This window comes from Streptomyces sp. NPDC058375, assembly GCF_042723425.1.
GTDB lineage: Bacteria > Actinomycetota > Actinomycetes > Streptomycetales > Streptomycetaceae > Streptomyces > Streptomyces durocortorensis.
In genome coordinates this window covers 997-26,839 of the sequence record NZ_JBHXJG010000018.1, presented here as the reverse complement: position 1 = coordinate 26,839, position 25,843 = coordinate 997, and the positions used below count along the sequence as shown (strand labels likewise).

The window sequence follows — 25,843 nt, the reverse complement described above, 5'->3', positions numbered from 1 at the left end:
GCCCGGCGGCCGGGGGCGAAAGGCAATTGCGGGGAGGGGTGGCCCGGTGGCGCGGGGGATCCCTGCCGTCCCTACGTCGTTCCTTACGTCGTTCTTGTCATTCGATAGTTTCCGATATATCGTTGACGCATCGCGACAGGTCAATGATGGAAGGAGCGTAGAGATGCGTTCACGCGGACATGGGCACGGACATGGATACGAGCAGGGGCCGGGGCACTACGGGCCCGGTCATCACGGTCGAGGCGAGGGCGACGGCCGGCGGGCCGCCTTCGGGCCGTTCGGGCCGCCGTTCGGCGGTGGTCCCTTCGGGGGCGGACGCGGTCGGGGCGGAGGTCGGGGGCGGGCGCGGCGCGGTGACGTGCGGGCGTCGATCCTGGCCCTGCTGAAGGACCGCCCGATGCACGGTTACGAGATGATCCAGGAGATCGGCGAGCGCAGCGGCGGGGCCTGGCGGCCCAGCCCGGGCTCCGTCTACCCGACGCTCCAGCTGCTGGAGGACGAGGGGCTGATCGTCAGCGCCAGCGAGGGCGGCAAGAAGCTGTTCACGCTCACCGAATCCGGGCGGAGCGAGGCCGAGACCGGCCCCGAGGCTCCGTGGGAGGAGGCCGGGCGCGGTGTGGACTGGGAGGGTGCCAACGAGATCCGGCAGGCCGGCTTCGGTCTGATGGAGGCGTTCGGGCAGGTCTGGAAGACCGGCTCGGCCGATCAGCGGCAGAAGGCGCTGACGGTCATCAACGACGCACGCAAGAAGCTCTACCTGATCCTCGCCGACGAGCACTGAGCCGTGCGCGGCGGACGGTGCGGCGCGGCAAGCGGTACGTGAAGGGCCTCGCGGAAACGGATTCTGCGGGGCCCTTCACGTACCGGTGCGGGCGTGGATCACGGCGCGAGGAGATTCACGTACCGGTGCGGGCGTGGATCACGGGGCGACGAGCCCGCCCAGCTTGCGCAGCGACTCCTGAAGTGCCGCCGTCGCGGAGTCCTTGAGCTTGCCGCCCATCAGTGAGACCGCCGCGCCGGTGAACTCGCCGTCGATGCGCATCGTCGTGGCGTCGCCCTCCGGGGCCAGGGAGTACCGCATGGCCAGGTTGACCCCCATCGGGCCCTTCCCCCGGGTCGCCAGCAGGCGGCCGTCCTCCAGGGCGTCGACCGTCCAGGTCACCTCGGCCGGGAAGCCCATGAGCTTCATGTTCTCCTCGTAGGAGGCCCCGAGCTTCAGCTCGGCCGGCCCGCCCCCGGGGAAACTGGTGTGGGTGGCGTTCCACTCCCCGTACGACGAGAAGTCCGTCAGGCGGTCCCAGACCTTCGCGGCGGGTGCCTCGATACGTGCCTCGGCGCTGACTTCAGCCATGCGACCACCCCTGGTTCGTCCGGTATCGGTGTCGCGGAACGTAGCGAGGGCCGCGCTAACATTCAATATTGATGAACCGTCAGATTTGTTGGGGCTGCCGGTTCCGCCAGATCACCGCGGCGTCGAAGCGGTCCGACGCGCGGGGGTGGGGGCCGTCGTCATGGCAGTGGAAGGCCGCCCAGAAGAGATCGGCGGGCAGGGCGTCGTCGGGTGCGTACACGCGGTAGACGTACTGCAGCCCGTCCTGGGCGAGCAGGGCGACCATCCAGAACACCCGTTCCTCCCCTCCCTTTCCAGCGTGTGCGGTGTGGCGTGAGGGACGTGCGCGTGGGGGCCTGCGGTTGCCGCGGGGGCGTGCGATGCAAGGCGGCGCGCGCCTCGGGGGCCCCATGGTTGCGTCCCCCGGCACGATCTCATCCGCAAGGATGACGGACCGCACTCCTGTCCCCAACTTCGGTGGGATGCCCAATGGGTCGCCCCGGGGATGCCTTTCGGCCCCGGGACTGATGGGGTAGAGGTGTGCAAAACCGGACGCCGCGGATCCCCGAACAGCCCGCACCGAACCATCCCGAAGCCGATGCCCGCTTCACCGACGAACTGGCATCGGTGCTGACGGGTGCGCGCAGGCGTGCGCTGCGCGACGGGGACCGCCAGATCGACACCGCCCACCTTCTCCACTCGCTGATCGAGACGGACCCCGCGGTCCGCGAGGCCTTCGACGGCGGGCCCCAGCTGGCCAGGGTGCTCGGCTATCTCGTCCAGCGCAGCATCGGTTACGGGCTCCGCTGGCAGGGCTCCGTCGAGGACTCCGGGGCCGTTCCCGTGGTGCGCGACCCGGCCGCAGACGGCTGGTCGCCCGCGGCGCTGGCCGCGCTGGACGACGCGCTGTACCGAGCGGCGTCGCGCGGCGAGGCGCGGGCCGCCGGTCTCGATCTGCTCGCCGCGCTGGCGGCCGACGCCGATTCGCGGGCGGTGGAGGTGCTCGCCCGCGGGGGCGTGGACGCGCGGTGGCTGGCGGGCCGGGTGACCGTGCTCACGGCCGAGGAGTCCCGCCCCTGACCGTGTTCGCGGCCGAGGAGCCAGGCGCGTGACCGTGTTCGCGGCCGAGGAGTCAGGCGCGTGACCGTGTTCGTGGCCGTGTTCGAGGCCGAGGAGCGGCGGCGCGGCGGGGGCTCCGTCTCGACAGGTGTCACGGGGATGACGGTGCTGTCGACTACTGCCATGATGTGCCGATGCACGCGTCTTCGGGGTTTCAGGGCAGAAGCGCCGGGCTGGGCCTCGCCCTGCTCTCGGCCTTTGCGTTCGGCGGTTCGGGAGTGGCGGCCAAGCCGCTGATCGAGGCGGGGCTCGACCCGCTGCACGTGGTCTGGCTGCGCGTCGCGGGCGCCGCAGTCATCATGCTGCCGGTCGCCTGGCGCCACCGGAATCTCGTAACGGAACGCCCCGCCCTGCTCGCCGGGTTCGGCCTGTTCGCGGTGGCCGGGGTGCAGGCCTTCTACTTCGCGTCGATCTCCCGTATCCCGGTCGGCGTGGCGCTTCTGGTCGAGTACCTGGCGCCCGCGCTGGTCCTCGGCTGGGTCCGCTTCGTGCAGCGCAGGCCCGTCACCCGGGCCGCAGCCGTCGGGGTGGTGCTGGCGGTCGGCGGGCTCGCGTGCGTCGTCGAGGTCTGGGCCGGGCTCAGCTTCGATCTCCTCGGACTGCTGCTGGCCCTCGGCGCCGCCTGCTGCCAGGTGGGGTACTTCGTCCTCTCCGACCACGGCGGGCAGGACGCCCCGAACGGCGAGGGCAAGCACGCCGAACCTCCGCACCCCGTCGGCGTCATCGCGTACGGACTGATCGTCGGCGCGGCCGTCCTCACCGTCGTCGCCCGCCCCTGGGGCATGGACTGGGCGCTGCTCGGCGGCAGCGCGGGCATGAACGGCAACGAGGTCCCCGCCTGGCTGCTGCTCGGCTGGATCGTGCTGCTCGCCACCGTCCTCGCGTACGTCACCGGGGTCGTCTCGGTCCGGATGCTCTCGCCCCAGGTGGCCGGGGTCGTCGCCTGCCTCGAAGCGGTCATCGCGACCGGACTGGCCTGGGTGCTCCTCGGCGAGCATCTCTCCGCGCCGCAGCTCATCGGCGGATTCGTTGTCCTGACCGGTGCGTTCATCGCCCAGTCCGCCGCGCCGAAGTCGCCCTCGGGCCCGGTCGCGGCCGGGGCCGGCACCGGGGCGGTGGCCGGGCCGGTCGAGGGCGAGTTGTCCGGCGGCCGCGCCCCCCGTTAGTGTGCTGACCATGCATCTGACTGTGCTGCCGCCGCCTGTCGCCTAGCGCGCGCGGCCACTCCTGACGAAGACCGGGCTCGGGCAGTCCCCGAGCGGTTCGTCGCTGCCCGCGTGCGGAGCCGAGCGACCCACCACCCTGTTCTTCTTCCGGAGAAGCCACATGTCCATCCCTGTCGCATCCGCGCTGCCCGTCGGGCGGAGCATGCTGTATCTCGTCGTCGCCGGAGTCGCCTGGGGCACCGCCGGCGCGGCCGCGTCCCTGATCTTCCGGGTCAGCGATCTCGGCCCCCTCGCCCTGTCCTTCTGGCGCTGCGCGGGCGGGCTCGTCCTGCTCGCCGGGGCGCTCGCGCTGCGCCCCCGCCGCGCGCCGCGGGAGCCCGAGCCCCGGCGCCGCCGGCTGCTCCGCATCCTCGGCACCGGCGTCGGGCTCACCGTGTTCCAGAGCGCGTACTTCGCGGCGGTCAACATCACCGGCCTCGCCGTCGGCACTGTCGTGACGCTCGGCGCCGGGCCCGTCCTGATCGCCCTCGGGGCGCGCCTGCTGCTGGGCGAACGCCTCGGCAGGGGCGGCCTGGCCGCCGTCACCGGCGCGCTGACCGGGCTCGCCGTGCTGGTCCTGGGCGGCGAGGGCGGCGACGTCGTGCCGGCCGGGGTGCTGCTCGCGCTGGTGTCCGCCGCCGGGTACGCGGCGATCACCCTGCTCACCCGGTGGCTCGGGCGGGACGGCGGCGGCGGTGACGCGCTGACCACCAGCGCCTGGGCGTTCGGCATCGGAGCGGTGGGTCTGCTGCCCATGGCCCTGGCCGAGGGACTGGTGCCGCACACCGCCGAGACCGGGCAGGTGCTGTGGCTGATGGTCTACGTGGCGGCGGTCCCCACGGCGCTCGCCTATGCGCTGTACTTCGCCGGAGCGGCCGCCGTCCGAGCGGCCACCGTCTCCGTGATCATGCTCCTGGAGCCGGTGAGCGCGGCCCTCATCGCGGTCACCGTCCTGCGGGAGCGGCTGACGGCGGCCACCGTCTTCGGCACGCTGCTCCTGCTGACCGCCGTGGCCGGACTGGCCCTCGCGGAGGCACGCGGCGCGGCGGCCGCCCGCCGGGAGCAGGCCGTGGCGGTGTGAGGGCCTCTGCCGGAGCGCGGTGGGACGGCTTCCGTCAGAGCGCTGACAGGTAGTCCGGTACGCCGATGGCGGGATCGAGGTCGTCCGCGGGGACCGGCGCCGCGTAGCCCCCGGTGAGCGGCACGATGCCGGTCCAGTGGGGGAGGGAGCTGTCCTCGGGCTCGTCGTTGGGCCCGCCGGAGCGGACCTTCGCGGAGACCTCGTTCAGGTCCAGCCGGATCACCGCCGTCGCGGCGAGTTCCTTGGCGTCGGCCGGCCGGGAGTCCTGGGAGCGGCCGGGCACCACCTGGTCCACGATCGCGTCCAGGGCGAGCCGCCGCTCCTCGGGGTCGGTCACCGTCACGGCCGTGCCGTGCACCACCACCGAGCGGTAGTTGATCGAGTGGTGGAAGGCGGACCTGGCCAGTACGAGGGCGTCGACGCGGGTGACCGTCAGGCAGACCGGCAGCCCCGGATCGGCGCTCTTCGCCGACCGCAGCGGTCGCGAGCCCGTCGAGCCGTGGACGTACAGACGCTCGCCTATCCGGCCGAAGAGGGTCGGCAGGACGACCGGGGCGCCGTCGCGCACGAAGCCCAGGTGGCAGAGGTAGGCCTCGTCGAGGATCGAGTGGACCAGCTCCCGGTCGTAGGAGGCGCGGTCCTTGGACCGGGTGGGGACCGTACGGTCGGTGGGCAGGTAGGGGGCGGCGACGCCCTGTCCCGCGCTGTCGGGCGTTGTGGTGTGCTGCATTTGCTGAACTCCATTGCACTAGTGCATACTATCGTTTGTGCTAGGAGAGTATCGGATCAGTGGGCGGCGCGCATCGGAGATTGCCGCCAGCATCGAGCGCGGGGTCGGCTCCGGAGACCTCCCGCCGGGCCATGTGCTGCCCCCCATGCGGGAGTTGGCCGCGAGCCTGGAGGTCAACCCCAATACCGTCGCGGCCGCCTACCGGACGCTGCGCGAGCGCGGGGTGATCGAGACAGCGGGCCGCCGGGGGAGCCGGGTGCGGCCCGCCCCGGCCAGCACCTCGCGCGGATCCCTGCGGATCGAGGCGCCGCCGGGCGTCCGGGACCTCGGTGAGGGCAATCCCGATCCGGAGCTGCTCCCCGACCTCGGGCCGGCCCTCGCCGCGGCCGCGGCTGCCGACGCGGAGAGCCACGGTCTGTACGGGCAGCCCCCGGTGGTCGCCGAGTTCGCCGCGTACGCCCGTGCCGCGATGGACGCCGACGGGGTGCCCGCCGGGCCGCTCGCCGTGACGTCCGGCGCCCTGGACGCGATCGAGCGGGTCCTCGCGGCGCACCTGAGGCCGGGCGACGCGGTGGCGGTGGAGGATCCCGGCTGGGGCAGCGTGCTCGACCTCGTACCGGCGCTGGGGCTCCGTGCCGTACCGGTCGGGGTGGATGACTCCGGTCCGCTGGCCGCTGATGTGGAGCGGGCGCTGCGGGCCGGGGCGCGGGCCCTCGTCGTCACCTGCCGGGCGCAGAACCCGACCGGTGCGTCGCTGGACGCCCGGCGCGCCGGGGAGCTTCGCGCGGTCCTCGCCCGCCATCCCGAGGTGCTGCTGATCGAGGACGACCACGGGCACGCCATCGTCGACCTGCCGCTGCATCCGCTGGCCGGGGCGACGGCCCACTGGGCCTTCATCCGCTCGGCGGCCAAGGCGTACGGCCCGGATCTGCGGGTCGCCACGCTCACCGGGGACGCCGTCACGGTCGACCGGGTGGCGGGGCGGCAGCGGCTCGGCCCCGGCTGGGTCAGCCGGCTGCTCCAGCGCGCCGTGCTCCAGCTGTGGACTTCGGGCGCCGTCGACACCCGTGCGGTGTCCCGGTCCTACGCCGGCCGCCGGGACGCCCTCGTCCACGCCCTCGCGGAGCGCGGCGTGGTCGCCCGCGGCCGCAGCGGGATGAACGTGTGGGTGCCCGTGAGCGACGAGACCGGGGCCGTCACCCGGCTGCTCCACGCGGGCTGGGCGGTGGCCCCGGGCGCCCGCTTCCGGCTGGACACCCCCCAGGCGGTGCGGCTCACCGTCTCCCCGTTGACCGAGGCGGACATCGGGCCCCTGGCGGACGCGGTGGCCGCCGCCGCGGGGCCGGCGCGGCCGGTCAGCTACGGCTGAGACGGGCAGGGTGCGCTCCGGGCGCCTGTCCCTCCGGTTCCGCTGCGGCGACCCGGCGGGGGCGGCTCTGGGTGAGGGCCGCCCCGACGAGGACGGCCAGGGCGCCGGCCCGGGCTCAGGTGAGGTCGGCGAGCTTGCGGAAGTCCCAGGAGGTGAGCTTCTCCGGGGTGAGCCGCAGCCACGCGTGCCGTCCGTCGTGCGGCATCTCCGTCATACCGAAATACTTCACGGGGAACAGCCGCTCCGGCTCGACGAGTTCGGGGCAGGGTTCGCCCGTGCGGGGCGTCTCGCCGACGAACTCCGCCCGGCCGGTCAGCTCCACCCCGCGCAGCTCCCCGTACCCTTCGCCGTCGTCCACGACCACGGCGATCCTGGCGTCCTTGCGCAGCTGGGACCAGCGCAGGCTGCGCGTGATCGAGTACAGCCAGAGGGAGCCGCCGTGCCAGACGAACCACAGCGCTCCGATGTGCGGTGCGCCGTCCGGGCCGAGCGTCGCCACCCGGCAGGTGCGCTGTTCGGTGAGGAAGGCGTCCCGCTCCTCGGGCGTCATCATGATCCGGCGGCCTCGTCGCTGGGTGTCGGTCATGGTCGCCCTCTCCGCCGCTGTCTGACTGGGTGTCAGAAATCATGGACGCTCTTCCTTCGTGAAGCAATGGCCGCTACTCTCGCGCGCCCGGCCCGCCCGCGAAACCCGTCCCCAGGACAGGAGTGCCCGTGCCGTCGAGGCAATCACACGAGCGGCTCGCCGCGCTGCTCGACCCCGCCACCACCGTCCTGCTGACCGTCGAGTGCCAGCAGGGCGTCGTGGGGCCGGACAGCGCTCTGCCCGAACTCGCCGCCATCGCCCGCTCGTCGGGCGCGCTGCCCAACATCGCCCGTCTCGTCGCCGCCGCCCACGAAAGCGGCGTCCAGGTGATGCACGCGGTCGCCGAGAGCCGCCCCGACGGTCGCGGCGGCAACCGCAACGCCCGGCTCTTCCACGCCGCCGCCCGGCTGCCCGTCCAGCAGCACACCGGCAGCACCGCCGTCCGGGTCGCGCCCCCCATCGAGGTGGCCGACGAGGACCTCGTCGTCCGCCGGCTGCACGGACTGTCGCCCCTGGCCGGCACCGACGTCGACCCGCTGCTGCGCAACCTCGGCTGCCGCACGCTCGTCGTCACCGGCGTATCGGCCAACATCGCCGTCCCCAACGCCGTCTTCGACGCGGTCAACCTCGGCTACACGGCCGTCGTCCCGGCCGACGCCATCGCGGGGGTGCCCGCCGAGTACACCCCCGCCATGGTCCGTAACACCCTCGCCCTGGTCGCCACCGTCACCACGACGGACGCGGTCCTCGGCAACTGGAAGCGGCCGCGCAGGCAGGGGGCGGCTACGCCAGCCTGATCGAGTCGCCCTCGACGGTGATCTCACGGGCGGGCAGCGGCTGCGTGGCGGGCCCGCCGGTCGGGCTGCCCGTGGCGGCGTCGAAGGTGGAGTTGTGGCAGGGGCAGGTGATCGTTCCGGCCGAGACGTCCTTGACCGCGCAGCCCTGGTGGGTGCACGTGGACGAGAACGCCTTGAACTCGCCCGGTTTCGGCTGGGTCACCACGACTTTCTGTTGCGCGAAGACCACTCCGCCGCCCTCCGGAATGTCGGCGGTGGCGGCGAGCACCGCACCGCCCTGCTTGTCGCCCCCGCTCCCGGGCTGCTCGACCGTGTCGGAGCCTCCCGCGTCGTCCGATCCGCCGCACGCGGTGAGGGCGGCAGCCGCTCCCGCCGCTCCCACCGCGGCGACGACCGTACGGCGTCCGAGCAGGCTCCGGTGCTCCTGCGTTGCGCTCATCGCGGCATTCCCTTCGTCGGTGTCCCCGTCTCGGGCACGTCGGTCAGAGGTACGTGCCCCGCGACCGCGATGTTCACGCCGACGGCCGCGCCGTACACCGGTGGCCTGTCCCGGGTATCCCGAATACGGCGAGATGTGCGCCAGGTCCCCCGAGCCGTCCTCGCCGGCCCCCTCGGGCGGCTGACGGACGATCTCCGTCCGGCTCGGTGCCCCCGAGGACGCGACCTCAGGGCCAGAACTCATGGGAGTACAGGCCGCGTTCACCGACGGCGACGAGACCGCGGCCGAAGGGCAGCCAGGCGCAGGAAGTCAATGGCGTCTCGGCGCGGACACCGGCGACGGTCCGGTCGTCGACGGCGTCCCAGACGCGGAGCATGGAGCCGGCGGTGGCGATCCACCTGCCGTCGGGGGAGACGGAGAGGCCGTTGACGGGGCCGTCCGGGTCGACGACGGTGGACAGGCGTTCGCCGGCGAGCGGATCCCACTGGCTGACCTCTCCGCTCAGGGACGTGGTGAGGAGGCGGCTGCCGTCGGGCGTGACCGCGAGGCCGGTGAGTTTCTCGCTGAGCCGGATCTGGACCGGGTGGTGGGCGGGGGCGCGGTCCCCCGCGAGACGAACCACCTGCACCAGGGACTCGGTACCGGTCCGGCCGGACCGGTGGCGCAGCACGGCCAGCCAGGTCCCGTCGGGCGCGACGACAAGGGTGTGCGCCCGGCTTTCGGCACCCCACGGGCCCGGTACGGTGGCGGTCCGGGTCTCCGAGAGACGGTTCCACAGCTGGAGCGCTCCGGCGGAGTCCCCGACGGCGAGCCAACTGCTGTCGGGGGCGACGGCGAGAGCCTGCGCGGTGGTCGAGGGGCCCAGCGGAAGGACGGCGGGGTCCACGGCCACCGGCTGGTCGATGGTCCGGATCTCGACACCGAGCAGGTGGCCCGCCCCGTACCACCTGCCGTCCGGCGCAAAAGCGACCGGCCCTCGGTACTCCCCCTGACGGGACGACAGAGGGTTGCTCCAGGTGTCACCGTAGTGGTCGCAGAGCCGCGTGCTTCCGTCGCGGTGGGCGACGGCCAGCCGCCCGGCGTCGCCGACGCTGGTGACCGTTCGCATGCCCTCGCCGTCGCCGGAGCGGATTCGCTCGGGCCCTCTGCTGTCCCAGACCCGGACCGTTCCGTCCTCCCCGGTGCTGATGACCCGGCGGCCGTCCGGTGTGACCGCGACGGCGTGGACCGGGCCGTTGTGGGCGGTGTAGCGGGCGCGGCACTCCCGTGTCCGCCGGTCCCAGACCGCGGCGGTGCCGTCCTCGCCGCCGCTGGCCAGCCATGTGCCGTCCGGCGAGATGGCCACCGCGGTGGCGGGGCCTTGGTGCGCGGAGATCCGCGACCTGTCGTGGGGCGGCGTCTCGTCCCAGATCTGCAGAACGCCGTTCGCCTCGGCCGAGACGATCCAGCTGCCGTCCGGCGCGATGGCGATGGCGTTCACCGGAGCGCCGTCGGTGGATCCGCGGTCCTGCACCCGGGCGAGGTCCCCGGACATCAGCCGGACTTGTCGGCGGCTGCCGACGGCCAGCCACACACCGTCGGGGGAGAACGCCACACAGGTGTGCTCGTCACTCTGCTGGACGTTCCCGGCGAGGTGGTTCCCGGCCCAGTCCCACACCTCCAGAGTGCCGTCCGTGGCGACGACCGCGATCCGGCTCCTGGAGGCCGCCAGGGCCCGCACCGACGCCCTGCGGCCTCCGACCGGCCCGAGGGTCCGCATCGGCGGGGTGGCCCGGTCAAGGGTCCAGGTGTGGAAGGTACGGCCCGGCCCGCCCGTCACCAGCTGGGTGCCGCACGGGGCGACCGCGAGGACCCTGAAGCGTCCGGGTCCCCGGACGTCCAGGGTGAAATCGCCGCCGCTCTCCGGGTCGAGCCCCCGGGCCATCCCGTCGGCTGCGACGGCGACGAGCGACCTGCCGTCGGACCGGACCCCCAGGGACCACACGGGTCCGGTGCGGCCGAGGAAGGTGCGGAGCAGCGCCGGTTCGGGCAGGTCCGGCGGGGCAGCGCGGTTGCGCAGCAGCGGTCGGCCCTCGATCTCGTGGGCGGCCTGCCGTGCCGCGACCCTGTCGAGCCACAGCGGCAGCGACGCCAGGCGGCTGTACAGGACGTTCGTCAGGAGCTCGGGAGGGTTGGTCGGGGTGAGGAGATGGGCGGTGCGGGTGAGGTCGTCGGCGAGCCGGGCCGCGTGCCCCGTGGGGACGTCGAACAGGTCGGCCCAGGCCGCCAGGGGGCCGTGCTGGTCAAGTCGGGCCTCGATCCAGCGCAGGTCGCTCGCGACGCGCTCCGCGTCATCCGTCCGCCCTGCGGCAAGCAGGTGCTCGATGGCGTGGTCGAGCACGTATCCCTCGGACGACTGCCAGGGGCTGGGACCGAAGGCGTCGGCGAGCGTGCCGTGCAGTGCGGTCGCGGCCGGTGTGCCCAACTCCTTCTGCAGATAGTCGCGGAGCACGTCGTGGATCGCTACGCGGCCGCCGTGGTCAGGGGTGAGCGAGATGAGCGAGAGCTGGTCGAACGCGGCGCAGAGCGTACGGCTCTCGTCCTCCGTCAGACCGCCCGTTGCCGCCCACAGGCGGGCGATCAGCGGGACGGGGATCGACTCGTCCTCCGCGAAGACGGACAGCTCCCCGAGGCGCCGGCCACCGGCGGGCGGCAGCAGGGTCCGGGCCGCCTCCACCGTGGCCCGGACGGCCTGGGCGCGGCGGGCCGGGTCGTCCAGGTCGAGCGTGGCCGGGTCGGAGTCGACCACGGCGGGGCCGTGCGCGACGAGCCCGCGCAGGGTCTCCGCCGCCGCGTCCTCCGGATCGCTGCCGGTGGCGATCCGGCTGCTGATCAGCCGGTTGGTGAGGCGCAGGAGCAGGGCCCAGCGTCCGGTCGCCTCCAGGAGGTCGCGGACGAGGGGTTCGGGGAGCGCGGGCAGGTCCCAGGTGAGGACCGCGCGGGCCTGGTCGGGGGACATCTGGTCGACGCGGACGCGTTCGGTGCCGCGCGGCAGGGCGCCGGGAACCCGCGTGGTGACGAGGCGGACGCACCGGGAGCCGCCGCGCAGGAAGGGGGCCAGCTGTTCGGCGTCCCAGACGTCGTCGAGGAGGAGCAGGGTGCGGGGACGGTGGTCGAGGAGCCGGCCGAGGTGGTCGCCCGCCAGTCCCGGGTCGTCGAAGGCCGTCGTGTCGCCGGTGACGAAGCGGGTGGCCTCCGCCACCTTGGCGGCGATCGCCGCCCGGCCGCGCACGTCACGGCCGATCGTGACGACGTAGATCCGGCCGCGGAAGTGCCGCCGTACGCGCGGACTCGCGGCCACCGCCCGGGCGAGGACCGTCTTGCCGAAGCCGCCGGCGCCGTCGAGGGCGGTCGTGATGGCGACGGTACGACTGCCGCGCCGGGTACGGCACACCGCTTTGACGGTGCGGGTCCGTTCGGTGCGGTCGATCACCCAGTCCGGAACGGTCTGCGCGGACGGGGTGGGCGGATCGCCACCGGCCGCGGCGGGCCGCTCCTGCCGCCAGGCCAGGACGACGGCCACGAGGATCGCGGCGACGGCGAGTCCGGCGACCCACCACCAGGGCTGCTGCCGGACGCGGTCGAGCACGCTGGGCCAACGGTCCTGCGACGTGGCGGCGTTGGCCGCGAGCGAGGCCAGTACGGCCACGGCGGCCGCGATTCCGGCGAGCGATGCGCCCTTGACGGCACCGCGCACGGGCCACCTCCCTGTCCCGACGTGCCCTGACGATAGCCAGGGCGCGAGGCAGGTGTCAGCCGGTGGCGGCAAGTCCAGCCCGGGACGCCGGCCGTCTCGTCCCGGGCACCGACGCCGACCGTCGCCCCGGGCACCGACCCCGCTGGTACCGATCACCCTCGGTTACTATGCTCACTTCATGCCGGAAGCCGGCAGCGAGGGGCGCGGCACCGTCGACGGCCTGCCCGGGGGAGTGGGGGGCCGGCTCGTCGCCCGAGACTCCGCAGATGCTCCCCCAGCGCCGTCGGCCGGTGATGCCTGCCTCCGCGTCCAGGAGAGGCCGTCCGTCCGCGGAGGGTAAGGCCGAAGAGAGCCGAAGAGATGGGTGACCTGGGAAAGTGCTGGAAGAAGTCGTAGCGACCCGCTATGTCACGCCCCTGCGTGAGGGCGGGTCGCTCCCCGGGATCGTCGAGGCCGACGACCTCGGCACGTACGTCATGAAGTTCACCGGTGCCGGACAGGGCCGCAAGACCCTCGTCGCCGAGGTCATCTGCGGCGAGCTGGGCCGTCGGCTCGGGCTGCGGGTGCCGGAGCTGGTGACCATCGAGCTGGACCCGGTCATCGGGCTGGCCGAGCCGGACCAGGAGGTGCAGGAGCTGCTCAAGGCGAGCGGCGGCTTGAACCTCGGGATGGACTACCTGCCGGGCTCGTTCGGGTTCGACCCGCTGGCCTACGAGGTCGGGGCGGCCGAGGCCGGGCGGATCGTCTGGTTCGACGCGCTGATCAACAACGTGGACCGCTCCTGGCGCAACCCCAACCTGCTCGTCTGGCACGGCGACCTCTGGCTCATCGACCACGGCGCCACCATGATCTGGCACCACAACTGGCCGGGCGCCCAGGCCTCCGCCGCCAAGCCGTACAACGCATCCGACCACGTCCTGGCCCCCTTCGGGCCGGACATCGCCGCCGCTGCCGCCGAGCTCGCCCCGCTGGTCACCGAGGAGTTGCTCACCGAGGTCGCCGCCGATGTGCCGGACGTGTGGCTGGCCGACGAGCCCGGCTTCGACTCCGCCGACGAGGTGCGCCGGGCCTACGTCGCACCGCTGCTCGCGCGGGCCGCCACCATCCATGAGCGGATCACGCTGGACGCGCCGACCGCGACCCGGCCCTCCCAGGCCCCGGGCTGGCTCACCGAGCGCCTGCCGCCCCGGCCGAAGGGGGCCGCGGGCGACGACCGCGCCGCGGCAGCCGCCCGTACCGGCGAGGAGGCCGGCCGATGACGCGGCGCGATGTCTTCGAGTACGCGCTGCTGCGCGTCGTGCCACGGGTCGAGCGGGGGGAGCGCTTCAACGCCGGGGTGCTCGTCTACTGCCGGGCCCACTCGTTCGTGGCCGCCCGGACGCACCTCGACGAGGCGAAGCTGAAGGCGCTGGACCCGCATGCCGACGTCGTCGGGGTGCGGGCCGCCCTGCGCGCCGTCGAAGGGGTCTGCGGCGGTGGTGAAGGGGCCGGCCAGGCGGCGGGCGACGACGCCGGACGGCGGTTCCGCTGGCTGATCGCCCCGCGCTCCACGGTCGTCCAGCCCGGCGCGGTGCACAGCGGGCTGACCACCGACCCGGCCGGTGAGGTGGAACGGCTGCTCGACCTCCTCGTGCGCTGATCCGCGCCCCGGCGGACCTTCGCGGCACAACGGCGGGTGCTCCCGCCCGGTGTGACGTGCGGCCCGCCGGGGCGTGCGCCGTTGACACCGGGTGCCAGGGCTTCTAGCGTCTCGACTGCTGAAGGTACTAAGCGGTTGCTCAGCAATCGGGAGTCTCCCTGTCAGGGACTGCCGGGGACTGTCAGGGATGGGCAGGGACCGGCGGGGAAACGCTCCGATGTCCGCTGAGCCGCTATCCAAAGGGCGAGGAGAACCAAGCATGTCCACCACTGAGCAGCGCGTCGCCATCGTGACGGGAGCGGCACGGGGCATCGGCGCCGCCACCGCCGTACGCCTCGCGGCCGAGGGCCGTGCCGTCGCCGTACTCGATCTCGACGAGGCGGCCTGCAAGGACACGGTCGAGAAGATCACCGCCGCCGGGGGCACCGCGCTCGCCGTCGGCTGCGACGTGTCGGACGCCGGTCAGGTGGAAGCCGCCGTCGCGCGGGTCGCCGCCGAGCTGGGCGCGCCGACGATCCTCGTGAACAACGCGGGCGTGCTCCGCGACAACCTGCTGTTCAAGATGAGCGAGTCCGACTGGGACATCGTGATGAACGTGCACCTCAAGGGTGCGTTCCTGATGGCGAAGGCCGTCCAGGCCCACATGGTCGAGGCCAAGTTCGGCCGGATCGTCTCGCTCTCCTCCTCCTCGGCCCTCGGCAACCGGGGCCAGGCCAACTACTCCGCGGTCAAGGCGGGGCTCCAGGGCCTCACCAAGACGCTCGCCAAGGAGCTCGGCAAGTTCGGCGTCACCGCCAACGCCGTCGCGCCCGGTTTCATCGTCACCGAGATGACCGCGCAGACCGCCGAGCGCGTCGGCATGGGCTTCGAGGAGTTCCAGGCGGCGGCCGCCACCCAGATCCCGGTCCAGCGCGTCGGCCGTCCCGAGGACGTCGCGAACGCCATCGCCTTCTTCGCGGGCGACGACGCGGGCTTCGTCTCCGGCCAGGTCATGTACGTGGCCGGCGGACCCCTCAACTGATCCCGAACCGATCCGAAGGGCAGCGGACATCATGACGGTGCAGGACAGCGGAAAGGTCGCCCTCATCACGGGCGCCAGCAGGGGCATCGGCTACGGGATCGCCGAGGCGTTCGTCGCCCGCGGCGACCGGGTGGTCATCACCGGGCGGGGCGAGGACGCCCTGAAGGAAGCCGTGGAGCGGCTCGGCTCCGACCGGGTGGTCGGCATCGCGGGCAAGGCCCACGACGAGGCCCACCAGGCGGCGGCGGTCGAGCGCTCCATGGAGGCGTTCGGCCGGGTCGACTACCTGGTCAACAACGCCGGGACGAATCCGGTCTTCGGGCCCATGGCGGAGCTCGACCTCAACGTGGCCCGCAAGGTCTACGAGACCAATGTGATCTCGGCGCTCGGGTTCGCCCAGCAGACCTGGAAGGCCTGGCAGAAGGAGAACGGCGGGGCGATCGTCAACATCGCCTCCGTCGCGGGCGTCGCCCCCTCGCCGTTCATCGGCGCGTACGGGATGTCCAAGGCGGCCATGATCAACCTGACCGCCCAGCTGGCGCACGAGTTCGCCCCGGTCGTCCGGGTCAACGCGATCGCCCCGGCCGTGGTCAAGACGAAGTTCGCCGAGGCCCTCTACGAGGGACGCGAAGCGGAGGCGGCCGCCGCCTACCCGCTGGGCCGGCTCGGTGTGCCCGAGGACATCGGGGGTGCGGCGGCCTTCCTGACCTCAGCGCAGTCCGACTGGATCACCGGGCAGACCCTCGTGGTCGACGGCGGAATTTTCCTCAACGCGGGCGTGGGCTGAGCGCGGCCTGGACCGATTTGGCCCCGATTGAGTCAAGTGCCCCGCCGGGTCAGCGGATTGACCTGGTGGGGCGCTGCGGTATGGTCTGCCGACCCATGGCTGATCGAGGAGCGTGCACGTGTTCTACCGGGCCAGTCTGCAGGCTGCTGCAGCCCTAGCTTCCCTTTCTCTGCTGGCCGGCTGCGGTCTCCTTTCCGACAGCGGATCGGAAACGGACCAGAAGATAACCGTCGGGACGACCAGCTCCCCGTCCACACTCGATCCGGCGGCGGCCTGGGACGGTTCCTGGGAATTGATGCGGAACGTTTACCAGACCCTGGTGAGCTTCCCCACCGGCAGCACGAGCCCGGAGCCGGACGCGGCGGAATCCTGCAAGTTCACCGACGCCACGAGCATGGCGTACCGGTGCACGCTCAAGAAGAACCTCAAGTTCTCCAACGGCGAGAAGCTCGACGCCGAAGCCGTGAAGTACTCCATCGACCGCATCGTGGACATCCACTTCAAGGGTGGGCCGGCCGGGATGCTCGGCTCGCTGGACCGGATCGAGACCAAGGGCGACGACACGGTCGTCTTCCACCTGAACAAGTCCGACGCCACGTTCCCGTTCATCCTGGCCACGCCCGCCATGTCGCTCGTCGCCCCCGGCGACTACCGCAAGGACAAGATCCGCGACGACGGCAAGGTCACCGGCTCCGGCCCGTACCTCCTGGAGTCCTACGAGGGCCGGAAGACCGCCGAGCTCAAGAAGAACCCGGACTACAAGGGCTTCGCCAACCGGAAGAACGACGCGGTCACCATCCGCTACTTCGAGAAGTCCGCGGACATGGTGAGCGCGCTCAAGGCCGACGAGATCGACGCCACCTACCGGGGTCTGACCGCCGAGGAGGTCGTCAGCCTGGAGGACAACAAGGACGACAACGCCGGCCTCCAGATTGTCGAGAGCACCGGCGCCGACATCCGCTTCCTGGTCTTCAACCCGAAGGACCCGGCCGCCGCGAACCCCGCCGTCCGCAAGGCCATCGCCCATGTCGTCGACCGTGACGCGCTGGTCGAGAAGGTCTACCGGGGCACCGCCGAGCCCCTCTACTCCATGATCCCCAAGGGCATCGCCGGACACACCACGAGCTTCTTCGACACCTTCGGCGACCCGGATGTGAAGAAGGCGCAGAGCATCCTCTCCGGGGCCGGTATCACCGAGCCCGTGAAGATGACCTTCTGGTACACCACCGACCGCTACGGCTCCGCCACGGAGCCCGAGTTCGAGGAGCTCAAGCGGCAGCTGGAGGCCTCCGGACTGTTCAAGATCACGCTACGGGGCGAGCCCTGGCAGAAGTTCCAGGAAGGCTTCAACAAGGGCGAGTACCCGGTCTTCGGCCGCGGCTGGTTCCCCGACTTCCCGGACCCCGACAACTTCGTCGCCCCGTTCGTGGGCCAGGAGCCCGTCACCGGCAGCCCGTACATCAACAAGGAGATCACCCAGCAGCTGATCCCCGCCTCACGGCAGGAGAGCGACCGGGGCGCGGTCAGCAAGCAGTTCGAGCGGGCCCAGGAGATCCTCGTCAATGACGTCCGCCTGCTGCCGCTGTGGCAGGGCAAGCTGTACGTCGCCGCGGGCGAGGACATCGGCGGCGGCGAGCGGGCACTCGACCCGCAGACCGTCATGCAGATGTGGGAGCTGTACCGCAAGGCCAGCTGGTAGGGCCTGGCAGGGAGAATGACGACGGGCCTCCTCGGAGGCCCGTTGTCAGTGGTGACCGGTAGGTTCTGGGATCAAGAACCTGTTGCTCACCGGAGGTTGTGGACGTGACCGATATCGACCTGCTGCCCGAGCCCTGGCGCGGCGTCCTCGGCGAAGAACTGCAGAAGCCGTACGTCAAGGAGCTGGCGGACTTCGTCGAGGAGGAGCGGGCCAAGGGACCGGTGTATCCCCCGCGCGAGCAGGTCTTCGCGGCCCTGGACGCCACGCCGTACGAGAAGGTCAAGGTCCTCGTCCTCGGCCAGGACCCCTACCACGGCGAGGGCCAGGGGCACGGGCTCTGCTTCTCCGTGCGGCCCGGCGTCAAGACGCCTCCGTCGCTGCGCAACATCTACAAGGAGATCCAGCAGGAGCTGGGCCTGCCCATCCCGGACAACGGCTATCTGATGCCGTGGGCCGAGCAAGGCGTCCTGCTGCTCAACGCCGTGCTCACCGTGCGCGGCGGCGAGGCCAACTCCCACAAGGGCAAGGGCTGGGAGAAGATCACCGACGCCGTGATCCGCGCGGTCGCCGACCGGCCCGACCCGGCGGTCTTCGTGCTCTGGGGCAACTACGCGCAGAAGAAGCTCCCCCTGATCGACGAGGAGCGCCATGTGGTGGTGAAGGGCGCGCACCCCTCGCCGCTGTCGGCGAAGAAGTTCTTCGGCTCCCGCCCCTTCACGCAGATCAACGAGGCCGTGGCCGCCCAGGGGCACCAGCCGATCGACTGGCGGATCCCCGACCTCGGCTGACGGGTTCTTCGGCGGGACAGCCCCTAGGAATGTCTTGCTGATCAGGCCGGGCTCGCGCGCCCTGATCGGCAAGACACCCCCAAGCCCGTGTCTGACCGGTTATGCGGAAGCCCGGCGTTAGCGTCGGGACCGACGGACGGTGACCGGCTGGACGGGCGACGAGGAGACCGCAGTGGTGGAGCAGCAGGAGGCGTCCGACGACGCCGTCATGACCAGAATCGGCCAGGCCATCATGCTGCTCCACGGAGGTGACCGGGAGGAGGCCCGCAAGCGCTTCGGCGCGCTCTGGTCGGAGCTAGGAGCGGACGGCGACGCCCTGCACCGCTGCACCCTCGCGCACTACATGGCCGACACCCAGGACGACCCCGGCGACGAGCTGGCCTGGGATCTGCGCGCCCTGACGGCTGCCGAGGGGGCGGGCGGCGGTCGGGCCGCGGAGCACCGGGACATTCCCGCCGTCCGGGCGTTCTACCCCTCGCTGCACCTCAACCTCGCGGCGGACTACCTCAAGCTCCAGCGCCCCGACTCCGCCCGTATCCACCTCCAGCGGGCCCGCGCCGCGGCCGTATCGCTCGCGGACGACGGGTACGGCGGCGGCATCCGCGCCGCCATCGACCGCCTGGAGCTCCGCCTGCGGGAGCAGTGACCCACCGGGGCCCCGCGAGGGCCCGGCCCCCGCGAGGCCCCGGTGGCAGGAGAGCGTCAGCGGCCGTACGTCTCCGAGCAGATGCGGGCCTGCGGGCTGCCCGCGGGCCAGCCGCCGTACCCCCGGCCGAGCGCGCAGACGTCCGTGCCGCCGCCGGGGCCGCGTGGCAGGGCGGGCGCGGTGACGGGCGGGACACCCGGGATCCGGAGGGGCGTTCGGGGCCGGGGCGGGTCCGCGCGCTCCCGTGGGCGCGCGGCCCCCGCCGGTCCGGCGCGCCGGTCCTCTGCGGGGGAGTCGGCGGTCGGAGGCGCGGGGGAAGACGGCCGGGCGGGCGGCCGGCTCGGATCCGGCACGACCTCCAGCGCCTCACGGGCGGGGGGCTGCACGATCTGCGGGGCGACGTCCTGGGCCGGTCCGGTGGCCTCCGGACGCGGGGAAGGAATGGGCCCGGGCGCCACCGAGACGCATCCGGAGACAGCGGTGACCGCTAACCCGACCAGGAGTTTCGCGGTGATTCTGGTTCTCTGCACCTGGGCAACTCTGCGGTGCGGACCGGACCCGGGGGGCGCGGTGGGCCGGGAATGGCCCGCACGAGTGACCCGGTCAGCACAGCGCCCCGGACCGCGCCGCCGGGGGACGGTGCCACCGGTGTCCGGCCGCACTCGCCGGTGACACGGGGCGTTCAGACCCCGGTGGCGCCGTCCACGCGCTCGCGCACCAGGTCGGCGTGGCCGTTGTGCCGGGCGTACTCCTCGATCATGTGCGTGTATATCCAGCGCAGATTGAACGGTTTGCCCGCCGAACCGACGCCCTTGGAGAAGTCGTCCAGCCCGAACGCGGCGGCGCTCCTGCGCGCCGCCGCCGTCTCGGCCCGCCAGACGGCCTCCGTCTCGGCCCAGGTGGCGGTCTCCGACACCTGGAAGTCCGCGTCAGGGTCCTCCTCGGTGGAATAGAGGTCCGGCAGTTCCTCGCCCGCAAGGATCTCGCGGAACCAGTAGCGCTCCACCTCCGCCAGATGCTGTACGAGGCCGAGCAGGGTGAACGCGGAGGGCGGCACGGACGCCTCGCGCAGCTGCGCGTCCGTGAGACCCGCGCACTTCACGAGGAGCGTCTGGCGGTGGTAGTCCAGCCAGCCTTCCAGCATGGGGCGTTCGGCGGCGTCGATGGCGGGTTCGGGGCGTTCGGGAAAAGTCATGAGGGGCATGATGACCCATGATCATGGGTCTGGCCAGGGGTTTTATGAACGGACCGGCGGCAGGGGCCGAGGTGGTGGCGACGTATGCTGCCGGGGCGCGAACAGCCGCGCACAGCGGCGCGGCACGGCGACAGGGAGACCTCGTGAAGATCGGTTGCATCGGGCTCGGCGATATCGCGCAGAAGGCGTACCTGCCGGTGCTCACCGCCGTACCGGGGGTCGAACCGCATCTGCAGACCCGTACCCCCGCCACGCTCCAGGCGGTCGGCGACGCCCACCGCGTTCCGGCCGAGGGCCGTCACGAGACCCTCGACTCCCTCCTGGACGCCGGGCTGGACGCGGCGTTCGTGCACGCCCCGACCGCCGTGCACCCGCAGATCGTGGAACGCCTCCTCGACGCCGGCGTCGCCACCTATGTCGACAAGCCGATCGCCTACGAGTACGCCGAGTCCGAACGGCTGGTGACCCTCGCCGAGGAACGCGGCGTCAGCCTCGCCGTCGGCTTCAACCGCCGGTTCGCCCCGGGCTACTCGCAGTGCGCGGAGCACCCCCGCGAGTTGATCCTCATGCAGAAGAACCGGGTCGGGCTGCCCGAGGACCCCCGGACGATGATCCTCGACGACTTCATCCACGTCGTCGACACCCTGCGCTTCCTGGCCCCGGGCACCGTCGACCACACCACCGTGCGGGCCCGGATCGTGGACGGTCTGATGCACCACGTGGTGCTCCAGCTGTCCGGCGACGGGTTCACCGCGATCGGCATGATGAACCGGCTGAACGGGTCGACCGAGGAGATCCTCGAAGTCTCCGGCCAGGACACCAAGCGTCAGGTCCTCAACCTCGCGGACATCGTCGACCACAAGGGCCAGCCCACTGTGCGGCGGCGCGGCGACTGGGTTCCCGTGGCCCGGCAGCGCGGCATCGAGGCCTGCGTGCACGCCTTCCTCGACGCCGTGCGCCGGGGCGAGACGCTCAGCGCCCGGGATGCCCTGGCGACCCATGAGCTGTGCGAGCGGGTGGTCCGGGAGGCCCTGGAGCAGGCCTCCTGAGAGCCCGCAGCCCCTCGACGGCGCACAGCGCGGCGAGCGCCGCGAACGCCCCGTACACCGGCCAGTCGCCGAGCCTGCCGTAGAGCGTCTGCCCGCGGGCCAGCGGCAGGTCGAACACCTCCGCAGCGCTCGCGTCCGTGCCCAGCGGGCGGCCCACCCGCTCGCCCCGGGGCCCGTACGCCGCACTGATCCCGGTGAGCGTGGAGTGGACCATCGGGCGGCCGTTCTCGGCGGCCCGCAACGCCCCCAGCGACGCGTGCTGGGCCGGGGCCCAGCTGTCCTGGAACGTCGAGGTGGCGGACTGCGCGACGAGCACCTGCGCACCGTCGCGCACCAGCCTGCGGCTCATGTCGGGGAACGCCGTCTCGAAGCAGACCAGCGGGCCGATCCGCAGCCCCCGCGCCCCGTCCGGCAGGGTCATCACCACCTGTCGGTCGCCGCGCAGCCGGTCCTCGCCCGCCGCCTTGCCCACCGAGGTCGCCCACCCCAGCAGGGAACGGGCCGGGACGTACTCGCCGAACGGGACAAGCCGCATCTTGTCGTAGCGGTCCCCGGTCGGCCCGCCGGGACCGACGAGCACCGCCGACTTGAAGATGCCCGACCGCCCCGAGCCGTCCGTCTGCCGGGCGTCCACATTGACCAGCAGATCAGCGCCGACCAGACGGGACAGCTCCGCCAGCCGCCGCGCGGTCTCCGGGCGCTCCCAGGCCCCGGCTCCGATACTGCTCTCACCCCACACCACCAGGTCCACGTCCCGGCCCGCCAGCGGACGGGTCAGCTCCTCGCCCCGGTCGAGGCGTCGCGCGACGCTCCCCGCCCCCTCCACGACCCCCGGCTGCACGACGGCGATCCTGACCGTGCCGACGCTCGAAGGCCGGGGCGCCCAGGCCCACATCGCCGTGACGGACAGGGCGCACACCAGGAGCGCGACCACGGCGGTCGCACGGGCGGGGGGAGCGGCGATCAGCAGGGTCGCGCCGGTGTTCACCGCCAGCACCAGCAGACTCACCAGCCACACCCCGCCCACCGAGGCGACCCGCAGGGCGGGGGCGATCTCCCACTGACTCGCGCCGAGGAGCCCCCAGGGCCCGCCGAGGCCCTCCCAGGACCGGACCAGCTCGATCATCAGCCACCCGGAGGGCACGACGACCACGGCGGCCACGGCCCGCAGCGCGGAAGGCGCCCCGCCGAGCAGCCGGGAGACCAGCAGCCCCCAGGGCGCCCAGAGCAACCCGAGCACGGCGGCCAGCAGCACGATGAAGACATGGAGGCTCGGCATCAGCCAGTGGTGCACGGCGATGACGAACCCGATCCCGCCGATCCACCCGTCCAGCGCCGCCCGGCGCGGCGAGCGCGCCGTGCGGATCAGCAACAGCCAGGGGACGAGCGCCACGTAGGCGAACCACCAGAGCCCGGGCGCGGGAAAGGCGAGCGCGGGCAGCGTCCCGGCGAGCAGGGCCGCAGCGCCCCGGGCCCAGGGGGACGAGAGTGGCCCCGCGCCGGTGGAGTCCCGACCGCCTGCCGCCGGCGGCCCGCCGCCGGAGGAGCCGCCGGGGGTGCCGCCGCCGGGGGCGCTGCCTTCCGAGGCGTCGGCCGTGTTCCGGCCGACCGGGAGACGTCCGCCCCGGATTCGCATGCCGTACCCTCCTCGGTCGTGCGCGGGCGGGCGACCGCCGTCGCCGCGTCGACCCCTGGGTACCCAGTGTGGGGGAGGTGATCCCCACCGGACACAGGGCGCGGGCCGAGCGGGGCACGGACGGGCGGGCCCGGCGCCGCTGAGGGCGGCGACGGCGGTGCGACGGCAGGCCCCGCGGGCCCGGCGTCCGGGGCTTCGTGCCCGGGCGCGGGTTCGGTGCTTACGCGCCCGGGGCGTGCGGGACCTACGCACCCGGCCTCCGGGATCCGGGACCTACCTTCCCGGTGCGGGCCTGGTGCTTACGCGTCCGGAGCGTGGGGTGACCTAGGTGTCAGGAGCGCGTCCGGGGCCTACGCACCAGGCGCGCGTCCGGCGCTTACGCGTCCGGCGTCCGGCGCCACTTCTCGTGGACGGTGACCGTCCGGATCAGCCAGCCCGCCTCGGCGCGGTGCAGTTCGAAGGTGTAGCGGCCGCCGGTCACGAAGTCGGGTGTGGCTCCGCCGGGCGGCCCGGAATCAGGCTGCCCCGCAGCGTCCGCGCCCGAGCCGCTCGCCGCCTTCCGGGCCAGGCACATCGGGTTGAGGTAGTCGGCCCGCACCTCGGCCCGGTCGCCGGTGTAGCCGCCCAGGTCCTCCAGGTCGATCCGGCGGTTGACGATCAGGTGCTGGCGTACGGGGAAGAGGCGCATCGTCTCCTCCAGCCACCGGGCGATCTCCTCGGCCGGGCCCTCCACGCCGCCCGCGCCCCGGTAGTCCGCGCGGCCGTCCGGGGTGAACAGGGCGCCGTAGTCCGACCAGGCCCCGTCGTCGACGGCCACCGCGTACCCGGTGATCACCGCATCGATGGCCAGCCGGTCCATCACGGTCGCGAGTGCCACACGCTGTGTCATCGGTCAAGTCTCGGTCAAGCCGCCCGCCAGGCCAAGAGGTCGGCGTCGACCGGACGCACGGAGTGCCGGCTCAGCAGGGGACGACGGCGACCGGTCCCAGCGCGTGCGTGACCGCCGTCTGGGCCACCGGGGACAGCCCGAGCCCCAACGACTCGCCGCCCTTGCGGCGGCCGATCACCGTCAGGGCCGCCGTCGCCGACGCGGTCACCAGGGTGCGCGAGGCGGAACCGTTGACCGGCTCCCGCACGATCTCCACCCGCGGGTACTTCTCGTGCCAGCCCGAGGTCAGCTCGGCCAGGGTCCGGGCGGCCGAGCCCGCCGCCTCCTGCCGGTCCAGGACCGGGCCGCCGGCGAGCATCGAGGAGAACATCGTCCAGCCGTGGACGATCCGCAGCCGGGCGCCCGGCCGGGAGGCCGCGGTGGCGAAGGCGAACTCCAGGACCGCCTCGCTGCTCTCGTCGGCGGCCACCCCCGCCACGATGTCGGTGAAGGCGTCCGCGTCCGCACCCCCGTCGTCGTCCCCCTCCGGCCGGTCGTCCTGCACGACGACGACGGGGCAGCTCGCCATCGACGCGGTGGCGAGGCTGTTGGAACCGATCATCAGCGAGCGGAAACCGCCGAGCCCACGCGATCCGACCACGATCATCGACGCGTCCCGGCCCAGCGAGACCAGCGCCGCCGACGGGAAGTCCAGCGGGGCCAGCGTCGACGGCCGCAGCTCCGGAGCGATGAGAGCGCTGCGGCGTACGGACTCGGCCAGGAGCGTCTCCGCCTCGCGCCGCCCGGTCTCCTCGTCGACCTGCCGGGTGAGCGGGCGGACATGGACGATCAGCAGCGGCAGTCCGCGCCGCACGGCTTCTCGGGTGGCCCAGTCGAGCGCCTGCCGACTGTGCGTGGAGCCGTCGACGGCGGCGATCACGGGAAGATCGTTGGTGGTCATGCCTCCGAGCGTACGTCGCCGGGCCGACAGCCCCTCGGCCGTGTCAGTCGTGGTTGTGGGTGGAGGAGGTGTCCTCCGGGGGCTGGCTGCGGCCGCCGTCGCTGCCGCTGGCCACGACCGCGACCAGCGCCGCCACGATCGCCGCCGCCGCGAGCCGACCGCCCAGCCGCAGCGCCCACCCCGTGCGGGCCTTCGCGGTCGTCGCGGGTCGGCCGGGCAGCTTCTCGGAGCGGCGGGCGGGCCGCATCAGACGCAGAAGCAGCAGCGCGGCGATCGGGAGCTGGAGCAGCCAGACGCTGGTGCGGAACCAGCCGTCGTACCAGACGTTGGTCCCGTACAGCAGGGTGTGCCAGACGCTCAGGACGTAGACGACGATCACGAAGCGGTGCAGGACCCGCCACGTCTTGGGACCGATGCGGTGGCGTACGTAGAAGAGCAGGCCCAGCGGGATCGCGAGGTACAGGGCCGCCTGGCCGATGGGCATGGCGATCCGTCCGGTCCCCGAGTCGTAGCCGCCGGGGACGAAGGCCTCCACGAAGGCGGTGGCGACCGCGGAGTTCCAGGATGCCGTGTCGTGCCGGACCAACTCGGCCGCGAAGAGGAGGGCGTGGGCCGCGATCAGGGCCATGGTGTTGAGGCTGGTGGTGCGGTGCAGACGTTCCAGCCGGGGGCCCGACAGGGGCAGTCGGCCCGGCCGGGGCCCGGACAGCATCAGCCCGAGGATGACGGTGCCCCAGGCCCAGAGCAGGGCGGACCAGCCGAACGCCTGGCTGAGGAAGTACATCCAGAAGCCGCCCGCGTCCGCCATGAACGGCATCACGGTGACCGTGGAGGAGGTCTTGTTGCGGATGCGTATGTAGAGCAGGACGAAGACCGCCGCGGTGATGACGAGCGCCACCAGGCCGTCGGGCCACGAGGCCCGCAGATCGGAGCGGAGCGTCGGCCGTCTCGGCTCTCCCGCCCGTCGGGGGCCGGGGACCTGGCCGCCGTCGGGTGCGACGCCCTCGGCGGCCGTGGTCGTGGCCGTGACGGCTTCTGACCCGCCTTCGGATCCGGCGCCGGGGGCCGGTGCGGAGCCTTGGGGCGTCTGGGCGGCCGCTGCCGGTTCGGGGGCGGGGGGCGGGTTCGTCATGCGGCCTCTTCGGGGCGGGGGAGCGGAGGA

26 protein-coding genes are annotated in these 25,843 nt (G+C 72.9%); 14 read left to right on the top strand and 12 right to left on the bottom strand.

Annotated features, from left to right (window positions below; all coding sequences use genetic code 11):
- Positions 1–163 precede the first annotated feature (163 nt).
- Positions 164–781, top strand: a complete 618-nt coding sequence (locus ACFWM7_RS05335) for a PadR family transcriptional regulator (RefSeq protein ID WP_383255322.1) — start codon at positions 164–166, stop codon at positions 779–781.
- 138 nt (positions 782–919) lie between these two features.
- On the opposite strand, the gene ACFWM7_RS05330 is transcribed toward ACFWM7_RS05335, so the two are convergent.
- Both ACFWM7_RS05330 and ACFWM7_RS05325 read right to left on the bottom strand, forming a co-directional pair.
- Positions 920–1,351, bottom strand: a complete 432-nt coding sequence (locus tag ACFWM7_RS05330) for an SRPBCC family protein (RefSeq protein ID WP_383255320.1) — start codon at positions 1,349–1,351, stop codon at positions 920–922.
- 79 nt (positions 1,352–1,430) lie between these two features.
- Positions 1,431–1,625: a hypothetical protein gene (locus tag ACFWM7_RS05325; protein WP_383255318.1), complete on the bottom strand. Its 195-nt coding sequence runs from the start codon at positions 1,623–1,625 to the stop codon at positions 1,431–1,433.
- Positions 1,626–1,870: 245 nt separating this feature from the next.
- Here ACFWM7_RS05325 and ACFWM7_RS05320 point away from each other — a divergent pair, with 245 nt between their 5' ends.
- The 3 genes from ACFWM7_RS05320 to ACFWM7_RS05310 all read left to right on the top strand — a co-directional run bounded on the left by ACFWM7_RS05320 (position 1,871) and on the right by ACFWM7_RS05310 (position 4,735).
- Complete coding sequence (locus ACFWM7_RS05320; protein WP_383255315.1) at positions 1,871–2,410, top strand: Clp protease N-terminal domain-containing protein; 540 nt, start codon at positions 1,871–1,873, stop codon at positions 2,408–2,410.
- A gap of 173 nt (positions 2,411–2,583) precedes the next feature.
- Positions 2,584–3,615, top strand: coding sequence for a DMT family transporter (locus tag ACFWM7_RS05315; RefSeq protein WP_383255313.1), 1,032 nt, complete (start codon positions 2,584–2,586; stop codon positions 3,613–3,615).
- 160 nt (positions 3,616–3,775) lie between these two features.
- A complete protein-coding gene (locus ACFWM7_RS05310) occupies positions 3,776–4,735 on the top strand; it encodes a DMT family transporter (protein WP_383255311.1) in 960 nt (319 codons plus the stop codon).
- 34 nt (positions 4,736–4,769) lie between these two features.
- On the opposite strand, the gene ACFWM7_RS05305 is transcribed toward ACFWM7_RS05310, so the two are convergent.
- Positions 4,770–5,465 carry a pyridoxamine 5'-phosphate oxidase family protein gene (locus ACFWM7_RS05305; protein ID WP_383255309.1) on the bottom strand — a complete coding sequence of 232 codons (696 nt, stop codon included), beginning with the start codon at positions 5,463–5,465 and terminating at the stop codon, positions 4,770–4,772.
- Positions 5,466–5,502: 37 nt separating this feature from the next.
- On the opposite strand from ACFWM7_RS05305, the gene ACFWM7_RS05300 reads away from it, so the two are divergent.
- Positions 5,503–6,834 (top strand): aminotransferase class I/II-fold pyridoxal phosphate-dependent enzyme, encoded by a 1,332-nt coding sequence (locus ACFWM7_RS05300; protein WP_383255306.1) that lies wholly within the window; start codon positions 5,503–5,505, stop codon positions 6,832–6,834.
- A gap of 115 nt (positions 6,835–6,949) precedes the next feature.
- On the opposite strand, the gene ACFWM7_RS05295 is transcribed toward ACFWM7_RS05300, so the two are convergent.
- Entirely contained in the window at positions 6,950–7,420 is a 471-nt protein-coding gene (locus tag ACFWM7_RS05295; RefSeq protein ID WP_383255303.1) for a pyridoxamine 5'-phosphate oxidase family protein, read from the bottom strand.
- A gap of 128 nt (positions 7,421–7,548) precedes the next feature.
- Here ACFWM7_RS05295 and ACFWM7_RS05290 point away from each other — a divergent pair, with 128 nt between their 5' ends.
- Positions 7,549–8,217: a cysteine hydrolase gene (locus ACFWM7_RS05290; RefSeq protein WP_383255301.1), complete on the top strand. Its 669-nt coding sequence runs from the start codon at positions 7,549–7,551 to the stop codon at positions 8,215–8,217.
- Here the strand turns inward: ACFWM7_RS05290 and ACFWM7_RS05285 are convergent.
- Together ACFWM7_RS05285 and ACFWM7_RS05280 are read right to left on the bottom strand one after the other, a co-directional pair.
- Positions 8,204–8,656 carry a Rieske (2Fe-2S) protein gene (locus ACFWM7_RS05285; RefSeq protein ID WP_383255299.1) on the bottom strand — a complete coding sequence of 151 codons (453 nt, stop codon included), beginning with the start codon at positions 8,654–8,656 and terminating at the stop codon, positions 8,204–8,206. The genes ACFWM7_RS05290 and ACFWM7_RS05285 overlap by 14 nt on opposite strands.
- A gap of 226 nt (positions 8,657–8,882) precedes the next feature.
- The gene (locus tag ACFWM7_RS05280) at positions 8,883–12,392 is read right to left on the bottom strand and encodes an NB-ARC domain-containing protein (protein ID WP_383255298.1); all 3,510 of its coding nucleotides are present in this window, start codon (positions 12,390–12,392) and stop codon (positions 8,883–8,885) included.
- Between the two features lie 377 nt (positions 12,393–12,769).
- Between ACFWM7_RS05280 and ACFWM7_RS05275 the strand changes: the two genes are divergently transcribed.
- The 7 genes from ACFWM7_RS05275 to ACFWM7_RS05245 all read left to right on the top strand — a co-directional run bounded on the left by ACFWM7_RS05275 (position 12,770) and on the right by ACFWM7_RS05245 (position 18,972).
- Positions 12,770–13,651: a HipA family kinase gene (locus ACFWM7_RS05275; RefSeq protein ID WP_383255296.1), complete on the top strand. Its 882-nt coding sequence runs from the start codon at positions 12,770–12,772 to the stop codon at positions 13,649–13,651.
- On the top strand, positions 13,648–14,031 hold the full coding sequence (locus ACFWM7_RS05270; protein ID WP_383255294.1) for a DUF3037 domain-containing protein: 384 nt from the start codon (positions 13,648–13,650) through the stop codon (positions 14,029–14,031). The genes ACFWM7_RS05275 and ACFWM7_RS05270 overlap by 4 nt, the downstream gene beginning before the upstream one ends.
- Positions 14,032–14,290: 259 nt before the next feature.
- Entirely contained in the window at positions 14,291–15,052 is a 762-nt protein-coding gene (gene fabG / locus ACFWM7_RS05265; RefSeq protein WP_006122981.1) for a 3-oxoacyl-ACP reductase FabG, read from the top strand.
- Between the two features lie 31 nt (positions 15,053–15,083).
- Positions 15,084–15,839 (top strand): SDR family oxidoreductase, encoded by a 756-nt coding sequence (locus ACFWM7_RS05260; RefSeq protein WP_383255291.1) that lies wholly within the window; start codon positions 15,084–15,086, stop codon positions 15,837–15,839.
- 118 nt (positions 15,840–15,957) lie between these two features.
- Positions 15,958–17,538: an ABC transporter substrate-binding protein gene (locus tag ACFWM7_RS05255; protein WP_383255289.1), complete on the top strand. Its 1,581-nt coding sequence runs from the start codon at positions 15,958–15,960 to the stop codon at positions 17,536–17,538.
- A gap of 104 nt (positions 17,539–17,642) precedes the next feature.
- Positions 17,643–18,326: a uracil-DNA glycosylase gene (locus ACFWM7_RS05250; RefSeq protein WP_383255287.1), complete on the top strand. Its 684-nt coding sequence runs from the start codon at positions 17,643–17,645 to the stop codon at positions 18,324–18,326.
- A gap of 172 nt (positions 18,327–18,498) precedes the next feature.
- Entirely contained in the window at positions 18,499–18,972 is a 474-nt protein-coding gene (locus ACFWM7_RS05245) for a hypothetical protein (RefSeq protein ID WP_383255353.1), read from the top strand.
- Positions 18,973–19,028: 56 nt separating this feature from the next.
- Here the strand turns inward: ACFWM7_RS05245 and ACFWM7_RS05240 are convergent, their stop codons facing one another.
- Complete coding sequence (locus ACFWM7_RS05240) at positions 19,029–19,502, bottom strand: hypothetical protein (protein WP_383255286.1); 474 nt, start codon at positions 19,500–19,502, stop codon at positions 19,029–19,031.
- A gap of 152 nt (positions 19,503–19,654) precedes the next feature.
- A complete protein-coding gene (locus ACFWM7_RS05235; RefSeq protein WP_383255284.1) occupies positions 19,655–20,167 on the bottom strand; it encodes a DinB family protein in 513 nt (170 codons plus the stop codon).
- A 143-nt stretch (positions 20,168–20,310) separates the two neighbouring features.
- Here ACFWM7_RS05235 and ACFWM7_RS05230 point away from each other — a divergent pair, with 143 nt between their 5' ends.
- Positions 20,311–21,216 (top strand): Gfo/Idh/MocA family protein, encoded by a 906-nt coding sequence (locus ACFWM7_RS05230; protein ID WP_383255283.1) that lies wholly within the window; start codon positions 20,311–20,313, stop codon positions 21,214–21,216.
- Here the strand turns inward: ACFWM7_RS05230 and lnt are convergent.
- From lnt to ACFWM7_RS05210, 4 genes are all read right to left on the bottom strand, one after another.
- The gene (gene lnt, locus ACFWM7_RS05225; RefSeq protein ID WP_383255282.1) at positions 21,140–22,852 is read right to left on the bottom strand and encodes an apolipoprotein N-acyltransferase; all 1,713 of its coding nucleotides are present in this window, start codon (positions 22,850–22,852) and stop codon (positions 21,140–21,142) included. The two genes, ACFWM7_RS05230 and lnt, sit on opposite strands and share 77 nt — an antisense overlap.
- 376 nt (positions 22,853–23,228) lie before the next feature.
- Positions 23,229–23,741, bottom strand: a complete 513-nt coding sequence (locus tag ACFWM7_RS05220; RefSeq protein WP_383255280.1) for a nuclear transport factor 2 family protein — start codon at positions 23,739–23,741, stop codon at positions 23,229–23,231.
- A 70-nt stretch (positions 23,742–23,811) separates the two neighbouring features.
- Positions 23,812–24,681 carry a universal stress protein gene (locus ACFWM7_RS05215; RefSeq protein ID WP_383255279.1) on the bottom strand — a complete coding sequence of 290 codons (870 nt, stop codon included), beginning with the start codon at positions 24,679–24,681 and terminating at the stop codon, positions 23,812–23,814.
- 43 nt (positions 24,682–24,724) lie between these two features.
- Positions 24,725–25,813, bottom strand: a complete 1,089-nt coding sequence (locus ACFWM7_RS05210) for a ferric reductase-like transmembrane domain-containing protein (protein WP_383255278.1) — start codon at positions 25,811–25,813, stop codon at positions 24,725–24,727.
- Positions 25,814–25,843 lie beyond the last annotated feature (30 nt).